Genomic DNA, 23933 nt, shown 5'->3' on the forward strand with positions numbered 1-23933 from the left:
AGTGATTAATGTATTAGCGTCGTGGCCTTAAGGCACGACGCTAAAATCACGCAATTAACTAAACATGGGTTTAGATTTTTATGGAAGAAACAAAGATGGACGTGGTTTATATTGATGCTCGACCGCTACTTGGATTGAGCACCCGCACGAACAATCGGGCCGAAATGTGCGCCGATGGCGCTAAAATTGGCAGTTTATGGCAAGCCTTTTTTGAATCATCCCAGCTCACCGCCATGCTCAATTCGCCCATGTATGGCGTGTATTATGACTATGAGTCAGACATGAATGGCGAGTTTGCTGTGCTGGTGGGCAAGGCAATTGATGCCCCTGTTGAGGCAAACTACTTCACGTCGCTGGATCTTGAAGCCGGTAAATACCTTAAATTCACCGGTCAAGGTGACATGCCCCAGTGTGTTATCGATCTTTGGGGACAAGTGTGGGGCTATTTTAGTGCTAACGATTGTCCGCATCAGCGACGTTATCAAACTGATTTTGAAGTCTATCTCAGCGCCACTGAGGTTGAGATTTATATCGGGATTTTATGATTTAAATCGTAAAATATCACTCAAGTGAGTATCAGGATATGTCAGTGATTTATGTAAACTCACAATGCTTAATCAACTGATAGGCAACTAAAGGATTGAATCAGAGTCAATGCGCCGCGCCGACCGCCTATTTCAAATAGTGCAAATTCTTAAACATAAACGCCTGACCACAGCCCAAGAGTTGGCTGAACGGTTAGAGGTGTCCACGCGCACGATTTACCGTGACGTGCAGGATTTGTGTTTAAGTGGCATTCCCATTGAAGGGGAGGCGGGTGTCGGCTATTTGTTGCGCCACGAGGTGAATGTTCCGCCCTTGATGTTTAACGAAGCCGAACTCGAAGCGATTCAAGTTGGCATGCGTATGGTGCAAACTTGGGGTGGCAAGGAGCTTGGTAGCGCCGCGAGGCAGGCGATGATTAAAGTCGAAGCCGTACTACCAAAACGACTACAAGCCTATCAATCCTTGATGTTTTCACCGGATTTTTACCTCGACTCCAATGAGTTCCAATTCCTCGATCCGCTGCGTAACTCAGCTCAGCACCGCGAATACGTCAAACTCTTCTATCAAGACGTCAAACTTGATGTCACCGAGCGTGAAGTGCGCCCGCTCGCCATCTATTTTTGGCGTGGCACTTGGACCTTACTGACTTGGTGCGAGCTACGTTCAGCCTTTCGTAATTTCAGGGTTGATCGCATCACAGGCCTTGTGCGGTTGAACCGTCATTTTGACCAAGCACCTGGGCAAGAGCTAGAAGATTATATTTGCCTGATGGATGAACATGCGAAGGCGCGAGCCGAAGCAAAAGAAAAGCCACTCGAATGAGTGGCTTTTTATTACATTTCTAATTTGCTAGTAACATTCTAGTAATTCGCTAGTTGTATCGAGATCTCTCTGATACTCGTGTCATAGCTATTATTGAGAGCCTTAGATCACCGTTTTTAATTGTTTAACATGACTTCGCTTGATTGCGAAATATTCAGTTTTTTGATTAAACCATCTTCATCATTATTTTGGATCTCGCCGACGGCAACTTGAATATTACGACTCAGTCCTAATTTTTGAGCGCTTTTAGGACGATTAGCAATATCTTCATCCGTTAGCGGATAGGATTCACTGGCATCTATATTAAATTGACTCGAATCGATTGCGGTAAATTTACCGCTGATTGGTGCGCCATGTTGTCTAACAATATTCGCCAATTGCCACTCAAAGCCACTTTTTGACTGTGCCGAATGAATCGCTGCAGGCCAATCCCAAACACCATAACCGTTTATATCTTGATGAAGATATTGATCGACTAAGGCTTCTGGACCATTGAGATTATTCGCATTCGCTCCGCCAAAGGTGTAAGGGAAGTTAGGTCTATTTGTCGGATGATTAATATGCGCATTACCTCCCCATTTTAAGAAGTTCTCATATTTTATATCGTACATCATATATAAACTTGAGGTGTATGGGACATCCGCCTTTTGTTTAAACAGAGTGATTGAGATATAACGTTTGCTGCGAGGCGGCATAACTGCTCGGTACTGTGCCTGACTTGAAATCGTTGTACTTTTACCGTCGGTTTCACTCCAACCTTGGCTGGCGGAAAATTCGGCACTGATTTCAGAACTCGCTCCACCTATTCCTGGAATACCCACTTCATATTTATTGGTTACGCCAATTTTCTCGGAGAAGGAGAAATTATCGGTTTTGGCCCAGCTAGTGGTGTAATCATAGTTTAGGGTGGCTACACCGGTATCTTCGGTATCGCCCCAGTTGTAAATCACTACTGGAGCGGTATAAATAGCTTCACGATCATAAACTTGGGGTGAACCTAACTTTAGGCTTTGAGGATTAGTCACGAAATGGATATTTTGTAAATTCACCTTCAAACGTTCATTCGCTCTGTAGCCGCTTGCATAAGGATCGTTGCCGTTATAGCGGGCTTTAAGACTGTATTCGTTGCTCGATTCTCTTCTGACTTCGATGTCTTCACCAACATACTGGGATGCCGTACCGCCAGCCCATGCATATCCAAGATGGTGTCCCAAGGAGAATAACGAGCTGATAAACGAGGGATCGTTAATCGCATCATTTTTAAGCGAATCAAGATCAGGGACAGCGTGTTCTACCATTGACAGTTTTGGAATAGTATTCGGAATAGCGGCTTCGGCCAACAAAGAAACAGTTCCAAGTGCGGTTAAACAGGATAAAGTTAATATACTCAGGCTAGATTTTGTTCTCATGATTGTTCCTTTATTTTAATAAAATATGTCCTTTCATTGAGAGCGCCGATGGCAATTATATGTAGTCCTAAATCATATAAATAATCATTACTGCTAGGCACATCTAAAAACTAGCACTTTTATTTTTATTAAACAAAGTAAAAATAGATTAATTTAAATAGTGTTTAATTTATGTTAAAAGTGTTAATTGTTTTATTTTTAAACGGTATTTTAAACTTTATAATTTAGTGTATTTACTTTAATTTTTTAATGAGTTTAATTTTGTGCGTGAATTAATATTAATGGCATGGCGTATTTAATATTTAAACTGACTTTTATATGAAAAAATTTTTAAATGGATGATTTATACAAAGAGTTATATCGAGAGTTATACCGAGTGCGATATCGAAAGTTAAACCGAGATCAATACCCTAATAGATACAGTCATAAGGCTATAGGACATGAAGACAGTGGAAGATAATGTGAAAGTGATTTTCAGATACACGAGTATCTGAGGGGATGAGGTTGGGTAAAAGTGTGGTAGAGGCTGTATAAGTGCTTGATGCAAGAGCCAGTGCTACAGAGGGCACTGACTCTTTGTTTACTTAATGTTGCTTACTTAATGGATCAAGAAAAACAGTCCCATACTCAACACTGTGGTCAGCAAGGTGTTACGGGTGACGAGCGCGAGTATCGTCGCGACCACGGCGCAGATGAGATAGCTGTTGTCTAAACTGAGATCGAGCTGGCCTTCTTGCACAAACACTATGGGCGCGAAGATAGCGGTCAGTACTGCAGGGGCTGAGTAACTTAAAAAAGTTTGGGTGACCTTACTTAATCGCAGCGGTAATTTAGGTTCGAGCAGTAAATGACGACTAATAAACACAACCGCTGCCATTGAGAAAATCATTAACCAAATCATGCTTTTTCTCCTGATGCTGTGTTTGTCTTAGTCCCAGTTTCTGCTTGGGTTTGTGTGCTTGCAAGCTCAGTTGCGGATTGTTCTGCGCGTTCCGCTTCCTTGGTTACTTTGGCGTAAAGTACGCCAGTTGTCATTCCGGCTATGGCTGCGATCAGTAATCCCGCTTGAATTTCAAACAAGGCGCATACCACAGCGAGAGTGAGCGAGACTAATACACAGACGAGAATCGACGGCTTTTTTACCGTGGGCACGACCAGTGCGATAAAGGTGGCTGCGATGGCGAAATCGAGCCCAAGTTCGCCTAAGTTCTCGATAGCATTGCCTGCGACTATGCCAAGCAAGGTCGCTATGTTCCAGCCGATATAAAAACTCAAGCCGCCGCCAAGGGCGTACCAGCGATCGAACTTATGCAACTTGCCTTGATTGGCGATGGCAAACAGTTCATCTGTGAGCAAAAAGCCCAATGTCAGGCGCCACTTTAATGGCAAGGGACTGATTTGACTGCGCATCGCCATCGCATATAACAGATGGCGCGAGGTGATGAGTAGCGTCGTAATTAAGATACTCCACAGACCAATACCGGCTTTGACCATGCCGAGCGCCACTAATTGAGCCGCGCCCGCGAAGATAATGGCTGACATGGCTTGGCTTTCAATGGGCGTGAGCCCAACCTCAATGGCGAAGGAGCCCGCTAAAATTCCCCAAGGAACCACTGCTATTGTCAGCGGCATCATGGCCAAGGTGCCTTTTAAAAAAGCCTTGGCTTTTGTGGGATGCGCGGGAGAAACATCAGATTCTATAAGCTTGTCGGTTGTCACTTTGGCTCCTAAAAATAGCGGCGACGCGAGGATCGCTGTTAAACAATGAATGCTTGGATAAGGTCTGCTTGCTCTGTTATTACCGCTCAGTTACGACTATTTCTTAGAGACTAGTGTTTAGTTATGGCAGACCTGTTATTAGCGGCCTGTTATTAGGGATAGTAAGCATGAGCATGTCAGATTAACCTAAAGTGGTTGTTTAGGCTTGGATAATATTGCGGCCTATTTCTTTGGCAAATTGCCCCGGTGTTACGCCGACTGTCTTTTTAAAATGCCGATTCAAATGGCTTTGATCGTGAAAACCACAATCGAGAGCGACATCAAGCAGCCGTGTGCCTTGCTTGATTTTCCCCTTGGCCAGTCTGACTCTGGTCTGAATTTGGTAAGCGTGGGGCGGTAAGCCGTAATAACGCTGAAATTGCTTGAGTAAATAATAGGGGCTTAATCCCGCAAGCGTTGCCAGCTCTTCAAGGGAAATATCAGCTGCGGGATGATCGTCGATAAAGGATTTCACCAGCGCTAACGCAGGCTTGGCCATTGCCGCGAGGTTGTCGCTTGGACGATGCTTGCCATGGCGCGCCATCAACTGCGTCAAGCTTGAATAGACTAAGCTTTCGCGCAGTAAGCGATTATCCGATGTATCTAAGGTAGTAAAGGTGAGGCGCAGCAGTTCGGCTAATTCAGGATCGTACACTACGGGCTCAGGGAAATAGGGCGCACCGCTGTTTGCTGCTCGCTCACTGTTAATACCGGCAAACTGCGCAGGGACTGGATACATGGCACGATACGACCAGCCGCCTTCAGTGGCGCTACAGCCATTATGCACTTCATCGGCATTGACGAGAATAATGCTGTGTTTTGGCGCCACATGGTTGCCACCGGTGCGATAAAAACGCTGCGCACCCGTTTCAATCACGCCTACGGTGTAACCTTCGTGGGTGTGCCGACTAAAATTTTGTTTATGGTAGTGGGCATTGAGTAACTCAAGGCCACCTAATTCATCGGCAATTTGGTAGGCCGCATGTTCTGTGTTCATCAAGCCTCCTTTCTTGAATGGATGAATGGGCGGGTTATGCCTGATAGTAACCCAGAAATCCTCAGCGCTTTTGTACAAAATTGCGCATATTGGATTTTGTTTTGCGCTTAATGGCGGTTTCTTAATGTTTGTTGCTTATTGCTGTCGCTTGAGATTTTTCATCAAGCTTGCTCGCGACCCGCTTACTTAGGTCGCCTGCTGTAATTGAGTCAGATCCGCGCCCGCGATGGCGTGTAGGTGCTGAGTGATTTTTTCTATCGGCCAATCCCACCAAGCGATGGTAACGAGCTTATCTATCACATCTTGCTCGAACCTGAGCTTGATGACAGTGGCAGGATTACCGCCAACTACAGCGTAGGGCGGCACATCTTTTGTCACCACGGATTGACTGGCAACAATTGCGCCGTGGCCAATCTTCACTCCAGGCATGATAGTGGCGTTATAGCCAATCCACACATCGTTACCGATACAGGTGTCGCCTTTATGGGGTAAATCGGTGGGATCTGGCATTACCTTTTCCCAGCCATTGCCAAAGATATAAAAGGGATAAGTCGAGAAGCCTGACACTTGATGATTGGCGCCATTCATAATGAATTTCACGTCTTTAGCAATGGCGCAGAATTTACCGATAATCAGTTTATCGCCAATAAAGTCAAAGTGATAAAGCACATTCGACTCGAACCTTTCAGGCCCCGCAGCATCGTCATAATAGGTATAATCGCCGACTATAATGTTCTCGCGGGTAATAAAGTTTTTAAGAAATCCAACCTGAGGGAAGCCTTTCATCGGCGCTTTATCGTTGGGATTTGGGCCTAATTGGGAATGAGTTGTTGTGTCAGGCATAACTGTCTCCATCGTTAAAGTACGTCTTAACTCGTGCATTCTTTTATGCGATTGATGTGCGAATTTGTGGTGCCTATTGCAGTGGTGCCTGTGGTGGTGTTGATAGCGGGATGAGCCGGACTAGTACTCGCCCGTCACCACAAGTGTATTTTCAATAGGTTCAACCACTAAGGCAAGCGTAGTTTTGTCTCGCATAAAGCCGACAGAGCAAATTGCCATCGCGCCACTACCACAGGTTATTTCGGGGTAATCTTCTGTCATTGGCTTTTCATCTTCTGCTACGGGCGCTAATACCCAGCCAGCAGCCAATAAACTCGACTTCACCTCAGCATACTTTTTACCCCATAACGCGCTGGTGTCCTGTGCTTGAGCAAATAGAGGCAATGCACCAAGGCTTAGCATGAGCAGTGGGAGAATGATCTTTCGCATGTAAGGCCTTAGTTCCTATGTGGTTTCGGGGATGATTGATGGTTAATTTTTAAAGGCTAAATCAACGTCGTGGGGCTTCACCCCACACCCGACCAAGAAGGACTGCTCGTCCTATCCTCCTTGGATGCTCCAAGACGCCCCCAACGGAGTTGAAAGCCCCTTGTGCTCATTGGCAAATTTGCTATTGCTTCCGAAGGATGCGTCCCTGCACCTGCGAAAGCTAGCTCGCCATCCATGGCGAGACTCACGCAATTTGCCTATTCGCCCTGCGGCAACTCCGAGGGGAGGTGTATTCTGTTACTTCGGAGTTAACTGTGAATTCTAAAAGATTCAAGCCTGTCCTGTGTTTCTTATGTAAGTCGCAACAGCTTTTTATTTCGACTTTTCTTGCAAAACTTGTTCGTTATGTGTTCTAAAAATTGAATCTGCTAGCCTAGTTCCTGTCGATACTAACTTCGACAATACTCTTAACTGCTCTTTACATGAGTTGTTTATTGTTGGATGTGGATAGTTAATAGTATGATCTATCTCACCCCAAATCTCTTCAAATAAAGTTCTGACCTGAATTTCACAGCATATATCAGAATCTTTTTTAGGCTGTACAACATAGTGAATACTTGTGTAGTAAGAAGGTTTAATTCTAGGTTCTAAACCTAACCCCTTAAAATAATCAGACGCTTCGGGATCCCATGAATATGCTATTGGAGGTTCCTTGAGATGCCATTCTTGGCTAACTATTAAGGAATGTATTTTTTCAAATTGCTCTTGGTACAGATGTAGAACCCTAACCCCAGCCAAATCATTAACAATATCAAATAAGTTCTCTACTGTTACTTCTACACCTTCAGCCCATTTTCTACGAATTTTATCTCTAAGATGGTCAACATCTTTAAGACGACTTTTTACAGTATATATTACAGGATTATGGCTCGTGTTTAGTTCAGGCTCTTCTTCAAATGCAATAACTACACCTTTCATAAACTTTATAAAAGTATGCTTATTCCTTTCGAACTCAGAAATTAGCAGCTCAATTTTATCTGAAGTTAATTCATTCATTTTCTAAACCTCAGATTGTAATAAAGCAGTTCTCACTAGTAAGTCATTGCAAAATTCTTTATATGCATCTCTGGTTGACCTGTATTTTCGACTTGCTCCACGGAGAGTGTCTACATGATCTGCTTCAATTATAGATAAATCAGGAACTAGCCACATAGGGCTATTGTAATACTGAGCCATTGAGGGGAATGTATTATGTGTATGCATGACCGCAGTACCTCCGATTGGAGCCTCCAAGAGTTCCTGAGTTAAATGTACCCTCATTTCAGGTTTAATATTATCTTCAATTGTTCTAGGGATTTGATGTGCATAATTCATATGTGCTTTAGCCAAATCCCATGCATTATATCCAGTGTATTTTTTCGCGTTGTAAATTGTATATCCAAGAAAAGTAACAAATTTTTCAGGAAATAAATGACGTTTTTCATCTGAAATAAGCTTATAAACAATATCAAATTCATCTTTCCAAGCCGCAAGTGCTTTACCAATGTTTTTAATACCATACAAACTAAAAAGATCAGGTAGGGCTGGCACAAAAAAACCATCAACGGTTGAAATGATTACTTTATTTAATGAACCTAAGCTGGGAGATGTATCAACTACAACAAAATCATATCCATATTGCTTAGAATATTGCTCTGCTAATGAGCGGATTTTAGTTATTGTTCTTATGGCTAGGGGCTCACCACGATATATATCAGTCCAACGGCTAGCTATTTTCTCTTCATAAAGGTGTAAAGTTAAACGCCCTGGAATGATATGAAGATTATTATTTAATGCTGCTGGGGGCGGTAAGGAAGTTAGATCACCAGTACCTTCCTCTGTTGGTTTTAATAAAAAATGGAGGCTACGTGGACGGCTTAATAAATCTTCAAAACTTTCTTGAGACATTTTTTTCTTTGAGCTTTCATAGCCTTCATCGATAAAACTATCTTCTTCATACCAAAGTTGATGTATGATTTCTTGACCTAAAGAGTATATGGTTAAGTTACATTGAGGATCTGCATCGATAACAAGTACTTTTTTCCCCATTTCAGACAGCGCTTGTGCGACGTGATAAGTTAAAGTTGTTTTACCAACTCCCCCCTTGTTATTAAATACTGAGAGTATTTGCATTTTTTCCTCTGAAATAGGTAAATTATAATACGATAATCGTATACTCTATCGCATACCTTGTAAAATTTAAATGTTAATTTTTTCAATAGGTTCCGTGTTTTTGGGTTGTTTTTAAAACGGGATGTAGAAGTTAAACTTAAAATATTCAAATCAATTTTAAAATACATGATAAACATATAGTTAATGGTGGGATAGGTTATATGTCTTCTAAATTTGTTTATATCAATAAAGAGTGAGGACACCTATAGCTTGTTCTGGTCTAACCCCATCGGACACTATAATTCCTATAGGTTGTGGTTAAAATCACTACGACGTGATCGCGCTATTTGTTTTTTTAAATGCTACAGATTACGCAGAAATTAACCAAGGCGAATTTAACTGCGGACGTGACCTTCGATGACATGGATGTCATCGTAGAGCCGCCATGGATGGCTTCACGCGTGTCACGGAAGCAGTTGAATTCGACGTACTATGGCATGGTGAAATGACGCTTACTCTTTGTTATTTAACGTAATACCCAACCAGTTTTGTGCCGCAAATAAAACCAGCCGCAAATTATTTGCGGCTGTTTGACATTAAAGCGCTTTATTTAAGCTTCGTATATAACTAACACCAGACAACTTGCTATTCAGCCACCATCGCCATGAGTGCTGGTAAAAACTCTTTATCTAATGCGGCGATTTCAGCTTGCTCGATGAGTACTTGATTCAGAATATCATTGCTAGTCAACGGGTTGGCTAATACCACACGAAACACCACGGTCGCTTGCCTAAAATAGCGGGCGGGCTGAATGCGGGTGCGGGAGACGAAGGATTTACCCTGTTCGCGCTGGTGCTTTTGAATAAATTGCGTCAGGCCATCGAGCAGCGCGTTAAAGTGCGCGAGTTTTGCCATGTCACCTTGCTCAATAGCAACTTGCATGGCGGCTTGTACGCGGGCGGGGACATAACGATAAGTCAGCAGACAAAGTTCTGGTTCAGTGACCAGCTCAAAATCCTCATGGGCTTTGATTTTTTCCGCAAAATAACGCGCTTTTTCAAGGCTGTTATTGATTAAGATTTCATAGCCATCGCGGCCGATGATCTGTAAGCAAGCGTGCACTAACATCGCCATGCCGGGGCGTGAACCTTCGAGCGTTTGGCTGCCTAAGTCCTTTGAACCACGGCGCAGAATATATTCGGCGTGATGGGCAATGGCGTGGGCGAACTCTGGGTCTTTAAATAACACCATACCTGCGCCCATGGGCACGTACATTTGTTTGTGGGCATCAATAGTGACTGAATCGGCAAGTTCGATACCTGCGAGTAAGTGGCGGTATTTATTGGATAATAAACTCGCACCGCCCCACGCCGCATCTACATGGAAATGACAATTTAACTCTTTTGCCAGCGCCGCTAACTCTGTCAGTGGGTCAACATTACCGGTTTCAGTGGTGCCAGCCACACCAACAATCGCCAACACTTTGATGTTTTTACTGGCAAGTTCAAGGGCGGCTTGGCGCATTTTCGCGACATCGACCTTGTTATCGATGCCCGTGGGAATGCTGATGATATTGTCACGACCGATACCAAGCAGATCGACGGCTTTGCCTAGCGAATAGTGACCGCGCTCCGAGACTAAAATCGCTAAATCGTCATAGCCATAGTGGCGCAGTGCCTTGAGTAATCCTTCGCGGCTGACGCCTTTAAACTCGCCATCGGCTTTTAATAATTGGTTACGGGCAATCCACAGGGCCGTGATGTTGGCCACTGTACCGCCGGAGCAAAATGCGCCGAGGGAATGATTGGCGCTGTGCATCCAGCTTTGATAAAAATCCGTATCTTGGGCGTAAATCAAATGGTGCATCATCCCGAGCACTTGGCGCTCAAGCGGCGTAAATGCCTTTGAGGTTTCGATTTTGACCAGATTTTGATTGAGCCCCACCATCATTTTTGACAGCGGTAACACAAAGTAGGGCAGTGCCGACGTCATGTGGCCGATAAAACTCGGTGCCGCTGTGTGTACCGAATGCGCCACCAGATTTTGCATAATTTCGTCGGTGTAATCGGAAACAAAACGCGGCTGAGTTGGGATCTCAAAGGCTTGAAAATCAGTTTCAATTTCCGACAAGGGTTTTTCGAGCGCGGCGATACTATCACCCAAAAAGCCTGCTAAGTCCTCGGAGAGCTTCTGCTCGATAATACTCAGCGTTGATCCTGCATCTTCCGGTGCAGTAAAAATGCGTAGCAGACTTTCTTCGGATGCTGTGGCTTGGCGAGGGAGTTTCTGGGTCATGGGGCTTGCCGTCTATTAATTTTTATAGTGAAACCGCAAATTTGCTCGAAGAGTACAACGGACCAGTGACTCTCAAAATGTTCAATCAGCGGAATACCAAAAAGGGAGCTCACTTTACTGCAAGGCCTTTTAGGCATCAAGCACTAAAATTTTGTGTTGCTAAAGCGTTGCGGCCTAAATAAGCAAAGGCGCCGTTATGGCGCCTTTATGTTTAACTCGACGAGCCACTCATCAAGCTTGAGCATTAGTCCTAAAATTCATGTTATCCCTAAAAATTAGCGCTGGCCTAACATGAGTACCGCGCCGATATTTCGGGCGGTATTACTAAGGTTTAGCTTGGCATTAGCCAGTACATCATCGAGTGGACTTAAGTGCGGAATGATAGGGAAGATAGCCGCCATACCGTGATCCAATATGGCATTGGCGTTGTCACCTAGGCAGCCCGCGATACCGATAGTAGGAATGCCCTGCAGTTGGGCTTGCTTTAACACACCCATCGGGGTTTTTCCAAACACGGTTTGCCCGTCGATGCGGCCTTCACCTGTGATCACTAAATCAGCGCCGCGGATTTTGTCAGCAAGGCCAACGGTTTTCATTACAATTTCAACACCGGGTTTAAGTTCGGCATTTAAAAAAGCCATCACGCCAAGACCCATACCGCCCGCAGCACCTGCACCCGCATGTTCACGGTGATCTGTCATGCCATTGCGGGCAATTACATCGGCATAATGGGATAGCGCCGTATCGAGCTGCTTAACCATCGCAGGCGTTGCGCCTTTTTGCGGACCAAAAATTGCCGAGGCACCACGCTCACCGCACAGTGGATTGTCAACATCGCAGGCGACTTCGAAGTTGCACTCACGTAACAGCGGATGAGCGTTCGAGACATCGATTTGGGCAAGGTTCGCTAGCGCCGCGCCGCCAGAAGGCAAGGTTTTACCTTGGCTATCGAGCAATAAAATGTCCAGCGCTTGGGCCATACCCGCGCCGCCATCGTTGGTGGCACTGCCGCCTAGACCTAAAATGATGTGCTTTATCCCCCGATTAAGCGCATCACAAATCAGCTCGCCCGTCCCATAACTGGTGGTGATCAGCGGATTACGTTGCTCCCTTGGCACATGGTGCAGACCGGACGCAGAGGCCATTTCAATCACGGCAATCGCGCCAGTACTTATATCAGCGACTGAACCACTGTTTGAGCCAGAGTTTGATCCATTGCCGAGAATGCCTTCACCAAGAATGCCATAGTGCGCTTGCACCCTATGCCCCAGTGGTCCCATGACCTCTAAGCTGACAATACTGCCGCCCGTGGCATCGACCATAGATTGCACTGTGCCTTCGCCGCCATCGGCAACGGGAATTTTGACTATGTCGCAGTCGGGTATCACTTGTCTTAAGCCTTGCTCGATGGCGTTGGCCACTTCGAGGGCGCTTAAGCTTTCTTTAAATGAGTCGGGGGCGATAACTATTTTCATTAAAAATCCTACAGCTAAATGGGATAAAACAGGGCTCAATGTTGAACACTAAACCCAATGCCACTTACGTTGGGTACAACAGCTTTCCTGTGCAAACACTGAGGTATATAAACGTATTAATATCCATCACTGGCACATTGAACTGTTGCAATTATTTGGGCGATAACAAAGAGATCTTGGGCGCGGTTAGCGCCCAAGGGACAAGCTTGAATCAAGGTTAAATCACTAATTACTCATCACTATCAGAGCAAGACTAAGCTGAGCACATACACAGTCAACATGGCGGTGATACCTTGAATAAGGGTTGCCATGGTTTGTGCTTTGTAAGCTTGTTTCACACTCATGCGGCTAAATTGGGTGACGACCCAGAAGAAGCTGTCATTGGCGTGGGAAACCGTCATCGCGCCGGCACCAATCGCCATAACCGTTAATACGCGGCCCATATCGCTGCCAAGACCGATATCACCGAGCATAGGCGCAACCAGTGCCGAGGTTGCGACTAATGCCACAGTCGATGAACCCTGCGCCGATTTAAGCGCTGCGGCGACGATAAAGGGCATAAAGATACCGATACCGAGTGCCGACAATGATGTGCCTAAAAAGTCACCGATAGGTGTGGCTTTTAAGACAGCACCAAAGGCACCGCCCGCACCTGTGATTAAAATAATCGGCGCGGCTGTGACTAACCCTTGGCTGATGCGCTCGCTAAATTCACTGATCTTATTCTCACCTTTCAATAACGACAGGGATAAGAATAGGCCAATCATCAGAGCGTTAACGGGCTGACCGAGGAACACTAGCGCGTCAAATAACCCTGCTTTACCTAAAGGCGCTGAAGGGAAGTTAGCGATAGAACCTAAACAAATTAATACGATAGGCACAAAAATCGGTGCGAAGGCTTTTAATGGGCTGGGCAGGGTGCCATAGCTTTTTTTCAGGGTTTCATAGTCGCTCGCTTCCGCTTTAAGCTCCTGCGCACCTTCACCATCTGGCTCAACATCGGCAAAACGGTTCGCCCATAACATGCCTGCTAATGCGGCTACGGCGGCCACAAAGAGACCCACGCCAATCACTAAGCCCAAGTTCGACTCTAAGCCTAAGTTACCCGCGGCGGCGATAGGCCCCGGTGTTGGCGGTACAAAGGTGTGAGTGGCATACAGACCCGTGGCTAAGGCAACGCTCATGGAGACGCTAGAGACCTTCATGCGGTTCGCCATCGATTGTTTTAGCGAGTTCAAGATCACAAAGCCCGAATCACAAAAGACTGGAATAGACACTAGGTAGCCGATGACCGACATAGTTAATGTCGGGAAGCGTTTACCTAATACCTTGATCACCACATCAGCCATAGTAATGGCGGCGCCGCTTTTTTCTAGAATGATACCTATGATAGTCCCCAAGACGATCACAAGGCCGATATAACCTAAGATACCGCCAAAACCTGTGGTGATGGTTTTAGCGATTTCTCCGCTCGGTAAGCCATAGGCGAACGCCGCGATAAAGGCGGCTAGAATTAAGGTTAAAAAGGGGTGGAGTTTAAATTTTGAGGTCGCGATAACAATAAATGCAATCACGCCGATAAGAATAAGCACTAAGTTCATATTATGTCCCGTTCAGTTCTTGGCTGAAGTTTTTGAGTAAGTTTTTTGACTTATATTGTAGGGCGCAGTGCTTATTTGGGCCTGAGTCCAAATGAGGGCTGCTTTAAGGTTATCCTATTTTAAGATCATCCTATTATTGTGCAGGCATGCTTGAATAGCTTTGGTTAAATCCACGGAATTACCGCGTTATGTTTCGCCATTTTTGTGCTCATGCACAAAAATGCTTAGGTGAATTCGAATGTAAGAGGGGGCATTTTGTCGATAAGGGGGGCTTGTCGGTAAGAGTTGGCAAATAGGGCTATTTGCCAACCTTAAATAGGAGGAACTTGGCTTAACTCGTCGTTTTATTGGCGACGAATAAAAGATTCGACATAGGCAGCGGTGCGAGCATTGAGTATCGGATCTGCAGACGCGGCAATGCCCTTAGGTAATAACAGCGGGTTGAAAATGCCTTTATCGCACTGTTGCACTTGGGGATCGCTATCTCGTTCACCGTTAATCACCACTTGACCGACCAGCAAACGCTGGCGGGTTTCAGGCCAAATCACGGTAGGGTCATTAATCTCGTCGCCAGTTTCAGCCAGTTGAATATAGAGGTTCCATTGTGCCGGCTGGGTTTTAATGCGCTCGAGTAATTCTGCCTTTAAAAAATCGTCACCCAAATTGGCAAGTTCGCTGGCTGACAGCGCTGCCGTGCCAGCTACAGGTTCAAAAATCCACTTTCCCGCAACCGTTTCACCTTGCTGATCGCCACCTTTTTGGGTGCTAAACAGGAAACTATTCACGCCATAGTAGCGGCTGTTGGCAAAACTAGGGCTGGGAGGCAGCTGTTTGACATAGTCGAAAAAGGCTTTAGCGCTGGGTTGATTGTCGATAAGCCACTGTTTACCTTCTGCGCCTTGTTTCACTTTGGTCTGAAAGGTAAAAAAGTCTTCTAGATTACTGGCGAAGAAAACGGGGACGTTAGTGGTGACAAAATTAAGATTTTCTTTATCGCCATCAATTTTGAGTGACATAAAGCGCCCAGCGGTTTTATCGGAGATCTGTGGATTCGTGCCACCAAGGGAAAAACGGGCAGTAACTTTAATGGCATCTTGATTAAAAAATGGAATCGCCAGTGTTTGTTGTAATTGCGGATCCGGTTTAAAACTACCTGAGGTGCAAAATCCTTTTGTATGGTTACGCAGTTTGACTTTTTTACCCGCCTCGCGACTTGCCGCATCGGGCGTGCCATTGACGGCATCAACCAGCTCTGGAATGGTTTTTTCGGCAGCGACTAATGTGGGTGAAGTTAGCGCTAAGCCTGTGATGAGGCAGGCTTTGGCGAGTAAAGTCAGTTTGAATGGGGTCATTGCAATTCCTTTCAATGGTCTGGGTCGAGCGTTCGACATGTCGACGCGAGATTGTTATTAGAAACTATAGGAAAGGGGATACGGTATAAATCTTTCAATCGATCTGTTAATAAATGCTTAATTGACTCAATGACGTAGGAAATAACACCCGTTATCTTGGGGTTGCCGAAGTATCAAGCAGTTGTCCAAGATACAAACTCAATAATCCATGCAGGGATTGGATATCGGCTTGGGTGATTTGCTGAATTTTATCGAGGCGATATCTAAGTGTGTTGCGGTGTATAAACAGCGCATTCGCACATTGCTGCGCATCACCAAAGTGGGTGATATAGGCGGCTAAGGTTTTGCGTAACTGGCCGTTTTTATCGGCCTTGGCGAGTTGCTGATAGGGTGACGCTAGTGCCTGACCGCGCCAGTCTTGTTTAAGTCCCGCTAGTAGTACTTGCAGGGAATAATCTTCGAACAGGTATTTATTGCCCTCTGCATCGCGCTGTTTACCTAGGGCTAAGGTTTCCTGCGCGGTTTGATAGGAGCGCGCTATACCGCCTTTTTCAGGGAAAAAATGACCCAAGGCAATTTTAAAGTTTAAATCCATTTGGGCGGGTAAGCGTTGTAACAGCTTGTCGATGCGTTGATTTTCAAGCTCAGGATCCCATTGTTTACCATCTAAAAAAGCGGGCTTTAGGATCACCAATTGCGACATTGAGGTCATGGCAATCAAGTTGGCTCGGTCAGGGTATTGCAATAGATGCAGCACTTGCTTGAGGGTTTCACTGACTCTGGGGCTGCGTTCATCGGCGGACTGAGCGGAAGCTTCTGCTAAGTACAAGGCCGATGAGTTGGCGTCAGTCTTTAAATGTTGTTTTTGGGTGTGCTTCTCGCTGATCTCAATAATGGCCGCGACCCGTGGCAGGCTGATATCAATTTCTAACTGTTTTGCCCAGCGGTGCAACTGCTCATCATCGTCGGTTTCAGCTTTGATCAGCTGCAAAATAAACTCTTCGCGCTGGCGATTCTCCCACTGCAATTTATCCTGCAGGTTGGCTTGTTCGACAATCATTTCGGCGGTCATTTTGAGTAATTCACCGTAATGGGTAAGCTCACTAGGATCGCCAGTAATGCCGACAACACCTATGATTTGTCCTTGATAATGCAAGGGTAAATTGATGCCAGGTTTAACGCCATGTAATCCAGAGGCCACTTCTTGGCTTATCTCCACATTGCGATTTTGGGCAATGGCTAGCAGCGCGCCTTCGTGGGTTGAACCAATACGTTTAGGATCGCCTGAGCCTAAAATCACCCCTTGGCCATTCATCACATTGATATTGTGGCCAATGATTTTCATCGTGCGACTCACAATTTGTTTAGCGATGGCAGAATCAAGCAGATACATATAAGTGCCTAGAGTGGTTGAAGGTTTAACTGGGATGCAATACGCATTCTTAATCTGGGTAGCATATCGCGTTCAAACTCAGGATGCTGCTTAAGCCAAAGATTATTACGCGGGCTTGGGTGCGGCAAGACAAGATACTTAGGCCAATATTGCTGCCACTGCGCGCACGCTTGGGTCACTGTGATGGGTTTAAGTTTGGGGATGGTTTTTGCTTTGGTGCTGGACGATACATTTATGTGGGTTGTTTGAAGCTTAGTGAGCGGCGAAGTGGGGTTTATGGCCACGGACGATTCACGCGGTAGATGATAATCGATGGCATATTGGCCGAGGATCACGATTAACTCTATTTGGGGCATTAGGGCAAGTAAGGCTTGATGCCAAGTGGCGGCGCATTCGGGGCGCGGTGGTTTATCACCCTGCTTTTTACCGTTTTTTTCGATACTGCCCGGAAAACAAAATCCCATAGGGACAATGGCAAAAAGGGCTGGGTCGTAAAATTGCTCCCGCGTGACATTCAACCAAGTGCGCAGCCGTTCACCACTGGCATCGTCAAATGGTATGCCTTTATGGTGGGTTTTCACGCCCGGAGCTTGGCCGGCAATCAAAATCCGCGCTTGGCTACTGGCCTGTAGTATCGGCTTGGGCGCTAAGGGCAAATCGGCCTGACATAAAGTACAGGCGTTAATTTTCGTCAGCAGCGCTGCCATTGATGCAGAATTGGGCGGCGATACTGTTTCGCTTAGCGGTGATGACGCCGGCGCGTTAGTGCAATGTGTTTTAGTCAAAATTTGTCTTAGTCAGTGGTCAGTGCCAGTGGTTAATGTCATCGCTGATTCATTTTCAATCAGGATTGGAACATCATCGCCGTTTGATATAGCCAGTAGCCAAAAAGACCGTACCCTAACAATAGGCCCAAGTAGCTTAATAACTTAGGCACTCTACTTGGGCTTGAAGCCAAACAGATGTGGGTTAGCACAATGGTAAAAAAGGCTAAGGGCGCAATGACATAACTCAAGGCTAGGATGAATAATGCCCCTAGGCTGATGATCCAATCGGCATTACGATTGGCGGGTTTATCGATTTGGCACAGTTGTAGTGGCAATAATATCAGTCCAATCCCCACACAAATAATGCCTAAGTTTAAGGCGAAATCACTCCAACCTCTGTGATCATAGATGGCTAAGGCGACGGCAATCAGCGGTACGATTAAGGCGCTTAATACATGACGTTTGGCAAAGGTGGCGCTGCGATACCGACCCGCAAAAAAGAACAAACCCTGTAAAAATAAATTGATTAAGGTAAAGCCGCCGAGGCCGAGAATGATAAACAGGCTGGCGGTGCCGCCCGAGGGGTCGAACGCCAAGGCGGGTAAGGGCAATAGACTCAGCCCCAGTAGGGCGGGAAGAGACGACAAGCACTTAGATTGGCAGAGGGGAGAATAAATACGCATGGACTCAGAGGATTAACCAAAAGATTGAATTAAGATCCGCTAAAGTGAGCTAAAACTCAAGGAATAAGGTTTTTATGGGCGGACTTTTGCGCCAGAGTCTGATCTTATTCAAGATTTTTACTTATATCTGGGCTGATGTAATGATTTTGCATGTGACTGCTGCGGTTAAACAAAAGCCCGCAAGATGCGGGCTTTTGGATTGTCTATCATTGAGGATTAGAGCTTGTAGCTCATGCTTAACATGATCATCTGCGCTGTATAGTCATGGCTATTGCTGCCAAAGCCTACGACGTTCCAAATGCCATCAACGGCGATATCATTGGCAGCGTCATTGTCCTTATAGTTCTCAATTTTATAATCCAAGCGCAGCGCCATTTTCTCGGTGGCTTGATATTGAGCGTATAAGTTAATGTTGTGTACTTTAGCAAAATAATCGCCGTAGTCGCCTGTGATACCTTGTCTAACTTGGGTGTTACTGTTGGAGTCTGAATAGGTGTAATCCAGTCCCATGCGTAACTTGGTCTCAAGTAAGTTGTTGTAGCTAATGCCAGCGCCGACAACATCGACTTTATCTTCAATGAATCCTGTCCAGGTTGGGGTGCTGTAGTTGCTGCTACCCGCCTGTTCAGATTCAATGATTTGATAGTTGTAGAAGGCGTTCGCCAGTAAATCATCGGTGATCATGTAGCTGATGTTGGCATCATAACTGGTGTCTTTTGACTCAGTTAAACCGATGACAGTATCTGTGTAGTCATCTAATGCGTAACGGGCACCGAAATCTATGGTCAGGCTTTCGATAGGCGAGTGAGTGACTCGTGCTTCCACTTGGGTTCTGTCACGGTTCGCCAGATTGTACTTACGCAACAGGCTGTTGGTTTCAGACGATGTCCATTCAGAGGCTTGATATTCAGAGCCGTCACGTTGACCGTAACTGCCCTTAACCCACATATCCCAAGTTTCGAAGCTGTTGACTCTGAAACGCGCCCAAACCGTGTTCTCATCCGTGGTTTCACGGTCTTGATAATTACGTTCGTCACGTCTGAAGTCATAGCCGCCATCGAGTTTCATGCCGCGGGTAATACGATAATCCGCCGCCACTTTGAAGCGTTGGCTAGTGTTGTCGTAAGGGGTGTTATAGGCCACCTTACCGTTGACATTGTTGATGCTGACTTGGGTCCACTCTTCAATCTGCGTATTGTTATCGCGGTCGTTATAGTCGTAGCTACCACTTAAGCGCAGTGAGTTGGTGACTTTGCTGACCACTTTTAAGTTCAAACCGATAAGGTCGACCTTGGCATCAAGGGCTTCAGTTGGCACTTGATAACCATAACCTGAAGTCACTAACGCTTGGTCTTGACTCATTTGTCCGGTAAGCAAGCGAGCCGATAGCACATTGGTACTGTCGTTGTATTGGCCCATTAACGATACTGTGTGTGACTGATTGTCAGGATCAAGGGCGATAGAGCCCGTGGTTTGCGCGCCAAAGGTTGGATTAAACGCACTGTCAAAATTTAACTGATTGTACTCATTCTTAAAAATCGAGCCATTGTAGTTAAGTGCGGTGAACCAGTTGTCGCCTTTAAGCTTGATACCCGCTTCAATGGAGTCAGTAGTGTAATCGACAGGCTCGGCTAACATCATAGATTGGTTGAAGAATCCACCAGATGCTTTTTTCAAGCCGGTTTTCTCTTCACGCATGTAGCTCACATGTGTGCTCCACAGCGATTCACCTTGATAATCAAAACCTAGCCCTGTGCGCTCACGTTTGAGCGACAGTTCTAAGGAGTTCAGGCTGTCCATCAGTAATGGCATTTGGCTGCTTGAACCCGCCGTCACCCAGTTGTCTGGCAGCGTTAAATTATCGCTGCCCACACCCGAGTAGGGCGTTAAGGCACTGTTGCTGTTGTAAGTGGCAATCTGGCGATAGTTCACATTGACATTGTACTGGCCTTGTTTGCCGGCATTCACCTCTAAGCGGCCGCCATCCATGCCCAGTTGATAGGCTTCAACGCTGGCACGATAGCCTTTTTCACCGCGAAAGGTGACATCAGCATCCAATTTCCCTGCGACTTCGTTTGACGTCCCAAAGGCATTCGCCGAGCGAATGTCCTCTTCGCTGTTATAACCTACACCGACACCCACAGTACCCGATGTGCCCGTTTCAACGACGCAGCCTTTACAGCTCCATGCGGACATTTTGACTTTTTCGGTATTGGCATTGGCCAAGCCATACCCATCGGCCGCTATCGCAAAACCTGTGTTTGCCAGTAACGCAAGAGTGATCAAATTGAGTTTAAATTTCATTTTCTCGTCTCCTTAGCGCTGTAATAGCTTGCCAGATGGATGGTTTGAACCATGAACCTGACTGTGGCAATTTAAACAGCTTCTTCCACCCGTGAAGGCATTGTCACCGACGTTTGAACCTAAACCAGTGTTACCTAAGTAAGCATTGCTGGCATGGCCATCGCTGGCGTGACATTGCTGACACAGCTGCGGTGCGCGGGTTTTCAACATGGCATCATTTACGCTGCCGTGAGGATTGTGGCAAGTGACACAGTTCTCAGTGACGGGGGCATGTTCCCACAGTTTGGGGCCGCGTTTTTCGGCGTGGCAGGAGTAACAGGTTTCGTTAATGCTCGGCTTGTTCAGATCGGAATCTGTCATGCTCCCATGGGGATTATGACAATCGCTACAGGTCATTTGAGCCCATTTTAATGGGTGGCTTGAGCGTTTGTTCATGTCTGCTTTTTGCTTAGTGTGGCAGCTAGTACAGACTTCCATTTCAGTGTTTTTTGATAACACAGGATCTTTTGCCACATGTACTTGGTGGCAAGAGGCACAAGCGACATCGGCATTGTCATGGTGACTGCCGTTCCAAGACACACGTTTATCATCTTGGTGACAGCTCATACAGACACTGTTTTGTTTTTCAGCACTTAAGGTCGATTGCTTACCGAAAGTGATCATCGGCTCATTGCCGCCTTTATTGTGTTGACCTAAAGGACCATGACAGGCTTCACATTGCAGGCCAGCCATTGGGCTTTTTGATGAATCAATGGCGCCGTGAACACCTTTGAACAGGTCCATCACTTTTTCAGATTTTTTATGGCACATCAAACAAGAATCTGCACCTTTAGGGGAGTAGTTGCCTTCGGCAAACTTCTTATCTAAGGTGGCTTCGACTTGCTCTGGCGTCATTTTCGCATCCCACTTCGACGCATAAGCGTTTGGTGCGATGCATAAAGACATGACTGCTGACATGGCCATGGTGATGACAAGTGCCGGCAGTAGGTTTTTCATTTTTAGGCTGTTCTTCATAATAGGCTTCCCAATTTGTCCCAACAAAATTCAAGAAAGGGGGAGCGAGCTCCCCCTGCTTGGGCAAATTACATTTTCACCTGAGTGTGATCTGTTGGTGTGGGTTTGTGACAGTAGAAACAGGTTTCTGACTGCGCCGCTTGGTTAGCTTGAACATAATCACCGTTCACAATCGCGCCCATGTTTTCTAAGCCGTGGCCAATGGATTCTGGCGCGTGGCATGAAGTACAAGTGGCTGTGATTGGCGTGGTGTATTTACCTGCTGATGTTGCCAGCGCGCCTTTCACTTTGAATGCATCTAGGTTGAAATCGTTGTGACATTGGGTACATTCTTTGATGACACCTTGCTCGCCGTGGATCACGTGCAGTTTCATCTCGAATGCGCCTTTGTTAGCACCAGAGGCATAAGTACCATCAGGTGTATGACACGCGACACAAGCATCAACACCGACGATCGCTTTACCGTTCGCATCTTTTGCGTGTGATACTTGCTCTGTCATCACAAAACCTGAATGGTGGCCTTTGTGGATTTCAAAGGTATCGCTGTGACAGCCTTGACAGGTGCTGAAGTTAACTGAGTTAACATGGCGCATGCTTGGGGTGTTGCCTGATTTAGTACCAAAGGCGAGCTCTGCTTTCATACTGGTGGTTGCGCTATCAACGGTACATGCCGTTAAGCTAGTACCTGTGCTACACATTTCCAGACCGATAAAAGTAAAGGCCGTATCTGTATCGCCAGTACCGAAAGGCAGGGCAGGTGTAGTGAAAACCAGTTTGCCGTCAACTAAGGTCACGCCATCTTGCAGTGCGCCATCTTTGACTAAGTCTTTAGCAATTTTCGCAGCACCACTACCAGGGCTCTTGTTGTAACCCATAATTGGGAAGTTAGGGCCAACGTTAGTGACAGTTTCTAAACGTTTAATCTTGTCTTGGACCGTTGCCGCATCAATCGCGTTACCGTCTTTGTCTAAGATAGAGACGGTTAATACCGCAGTATCATCAGTTTGACCCACGAGTGTTGCTTGTATACCTAACTGAGCGATAACGGCTTTCTTGTCAGCAGTCTTGCCTGTGTGTAGCTCGGCAGTCCAGTCGCTGTTATGACAGGCGATACAGTTAGAGTTATCTAGCTGTTGTGAATGGCCTTTACCTGCGGCGAAGTCCACTGTGCTATGACAGCTTCCACAGGTAGCGGCAGTTGGAATACGTGACCAATTACCCCAATCTGGCGCGGCATCGTTTGCAGCATGACAGCTTTGGCAGCTTTCCAATGAACCTAAAGTCAGGTCTTTGTGTTTAGCGTGAACGAGAACATTGAACTCTTTACCTACGCCAACTTTGCCAGCTGTGTGGCAAGTTGCACAGTAGTTAACATCTGAGTACGCGCCGCCGTGTTTCACATTGGCTAAATCTTGGTGACAGGTATTACAGCTTTCAGTGGCAACAATTTTGCGGCTGTATGTCGCTGCAGCACCGGTGTCGGCCGTAAAGTCGACAAAGGCGTTACTGTTAGGGACTTGAGTACCATCGGGTAACGGCGTGTTATAAGCGCGGATTAATACCCGTTGAGCTAACTGATCGTTGTAGGTGATTTTAGCGTTAGCGGTCAAGTTCATGTTGAAGGTATAGCTGTAGTGACCGTTTTTCTTGTCAACAAAGGTCCCTGGGCATGTTGCTGCCACATCACAGGTTTCATCACCAAAGTATTGCCATTGTGAGGCATTACCGGCACCTGTCGCCCCTTTCGGGATCAACTGTGCTGCGGCGAAGCGCATTTTTTGGAGACCAACGACAGGTAAATCATCTTCGTTAGTCACGGTAAATTCAACACTCGGTACACCGTTAGTGACGACAGATTTATCAAACGTGAAATTAAGGGTTTGAATCGCTGGAGCAGGTTCGCCACCAGGTTCACCGGGATTACCATCATTACCATCGCTGCCACCACAGCCAGCTAAGGCCATAGTGACTGCACTTGCTGCTAACAGCAGTGCGATTTTAGTTGTTTGTGCGTTCATCATTTTTTTCCCTGCATAGGTTTGGCATTGCTTAAACGCTGTGTTCTAGAGCCAACAGATTCTATGTCTGTGTTTT

At 46.0% G+C, this 23933-nt stretch carries 20 protein-coding genes; 2 read left to right on the forward strand and 18 right to left on the reverse strand.

What is annotated here, in order from left to right; all coding sequences use genetic code 11:
- Positions 1–95 precede the first annotated feature (95 nt).
- A complete protein-coding gene (locus FW758_RS02045; RefSeq protein ID WP_446444544.1) occupies positions 96–545 on the forward strand; it encodes a GyrI-like domain-containing protein in 450 nt (149 codons plus the stop codon).
- Between the two features lie 109 nt (positions 546–654).
- Positions 655–1368 (forward strand): helix-turn-helix transcriptional regulator, encoded by a 714-nt coding sequence (locus tag FW758_RS02050; RefSeq protein WP_446444503.1) that lies wholly within the window; start codon positions 655–657, stop codon positions 1366–1368.
- Positions 1369–1484: 116 nt separating this feature from the next.
- Here FW758_RS02050 and FW758_RS02055 read toward each other — a convergent pair whose 3' ends face one another.
- The 18 genes from FW758_RS02055 to FW758_RS02140 all read right to left on the reverse strand — a co-directional run bounded on the left by FW758_RS02055 (position 1485) and on the right by FW758_RS02140 (position 23860).
- Positions 1485–2777 carry an aerolysin family beta-barrel pore-forming toxin gene (locus tag FW758_RS02055; RefSeq protein ID WP_446444504.1) on the reverse strand — a complete coding sequence of 431 codons (1293 nt, stop codon included), beginning with the start codon at positions 2775–2777 and terminating at the stop codon, positions 1485–1487.
- A 598-nt stretch (positions 2778–3375) separates the two neighbouring features.
- On the reverse strand, positions 3376–3678 hold the full coding sequence (locus FW758_RS02060; protein WP_446444505.1) for an AzlD domain-containing protein: 303 nt from the start codon (positions 3676–3678) through the stop codon (positions 3376–3378).
- On the reverse strand, positions 3675–4496 hold the full coding sequence (locus tag FW758_RS02065; protein ID WP_011846435.1) for an AzlC family ABC transporter permease: 822 nt from the start codon (positions 4494–4496) through the stop codon (positions 3675–3677). Before FW758_RS02065 ends, FW758_RS02060 begins: the two co-directional genes overlap by 4 nt.
- 199 nt (positions 4497–4695) lie before the next feature.
- Complete coding sequence (locus tag FW758_RS02070) at positions 4696–5532, reverse strand: helix-turn-helix transcriptional regulator (RefSeq protein WP_259581471.1); 837 nt, start codon at positions 5530–5532, stop codon at positions 4696–4698.
- Positions 5533–5718: 186 nt separating this feature from the next.
- A complete protein-coding gene (locus FW758_RS02075) occupies positions 5719–6375 on the reverse strand; it encodes a Vat family streptogramin A O-acetyltransferase (RefSeq protein ID WP_432371833.1) in 657 nt (218 codons plus the stop codon).
- Positions 6376–6495: 120 nt separating this feature from the next.
- Entirely contained in the window at positions 6496–6804 is a 309-nt protein-coding gene (locus tag FW758_RS02080) for a hypothetical protein (RefSeq protein WP_446444506.1), read from the reverse strand.
- Positions 6805–7176: 372 nt separating this feature from the next.
- Entirely contained in the window at positions 7177–7860 is a 684-nt protein-coding gene (locus FW758_RS02085; protein WP_446444507.1) for a hypothetical protein, read from the reverse strand.
- A 3-nt stretch (positions 7861–7863) separates the two neighbouring features.
- The gene (locus FW758_RS02090; protein WP_446444508.1) at positions 7864–8976 is read right to left on the reverse strand and encodes a ParA family protein; all 1113 of its coding nucleotides are present in this window, start codon (positions 8974–8976) and stop codon (positions 7864–7866) included.
- Positions 8977–9600: 624 nt separating this feature from the next.
- The gene (gene panP / locus FW758_RS02095) at positions 9601–11250 is read right to left on the reverse strand and encodes a pyridoxal-dependent aspartate 1-decarboxylase PanP (RefSeq protein WP_446444509.1); all 1650 of its coding nucleotides are present in this window, start codon (positions 11248–11250) and stop codon (positions 9601–9603) included.
- Between the two features lie 275 nt (positions 11251–11525).
- Positions 11526–12725: a glycerate kinase gene (locus FW758_RS02100; protein ID WP_446444510.1), complete on the reverse strand. Its 1200-nt coding sequence runs from the start codon at positions 12723–12725 to the stop codon at positions 11526–11528.
- A gap of 242 nt (positions 12726–12967) precedes the next feature.
- Positions 12968–14326 (reverse strand): GntP family permease, encoded by a 1359-nt coding sequence (locus tag FW758_RS02105; RefSeq protein WP_006081101.1) that lies wholly within the window; start codon positions 14324–14326, stop codon positions 12968–12970.
- A gap of 344 nt (positions 14327–14670) precedes the next feature.
- Positions 14671–15678: a catalase family peroxidase gene (locus FW758_RS02110; RefSeq protein WP_446444511.1), complete on the reverse strand. Its 1008-nt coding sequence runs from the start codon at positions 15676–15678 to the stop codon at positions 14671–14673.
- Between the two features lie 151 nt (positions 15679–15829).
- Positions 15830–17071 (reverse strand): sugar diacid recognition domain-containing protein, encoded by a 1242-nt coding sequence (locus tag FW758_RS02115; protein ID WP_446444512.1) that lies wholly within the window; start codon positions 17069–17071, stop codon positions 15830–15832.
- An 8-nt stretch (positions 17072–17079) separates the two neighbouring features.
- On the reverse strand, positions 17080–17778 hold the full coding sequence (locus FW758_RS02120; protein WP_446444545.1) for a uracil-DNA glycosylase family protein: 699 nt from the start codon (positions 17776–17778) through the stop codon (positions 17080–17082).
- A 137-nt stretch (positions 17779–17915) separates the two neighbouring features.
- The gene (locus tag FW758_RS02125; protein WP_446444513.1) at positions 17916–18521 is read right to left on the reverse strand and encodes a hypothetical protein; all 606 of its coding nucleotides are present in this window, start codon (positions 18519–18521) and stop codon (positions 17916–17918) included.
- A 216-nt stretch (positions 18522–18737) separates the two neighbouring features.
- Positions 18738–20825 (reverse strand): MtrB/PioB family decaheme-associated outer membrane protein, encoded by a 2088-nt coding sequence (locus FW758_RS02130; protein WP_446444514.1) that lies wholly within the window; start codon positions 20823–20825, stop codon positions 18738–18740.
- Positions 20826–20837: 12 nt separating this feature from the next.
- Positions 20838–21839, reverse strand: coding sequence for a decaheme c-type cytochrome MtrA (gene mtrA, locus FW758_RS02135; RefSeq protein WP_006081107.1), 1002 nt, complete (start codon positions 21837–21839; stop codon positions 20838–20840).
- Positions 21840–21907: 68 nt separating this feature from the next.
- On the reverse strand, positions 21908–23860 hold the full coding sequence (locus tag FW758_RS02140) for an OmcA/MtrC family decaheme c-type cytochrome (RefSeq protein ID WP_446444515.1): 1953 nt from the start codon (positions 23858–23860) through the stop codon (positions 21908–21910).
- Positions 23861–23933 lie beyond the last annotated feature (73 nt).

Source organism: Shewanella sp. 1180_01, from assembly GCF_052850535.1.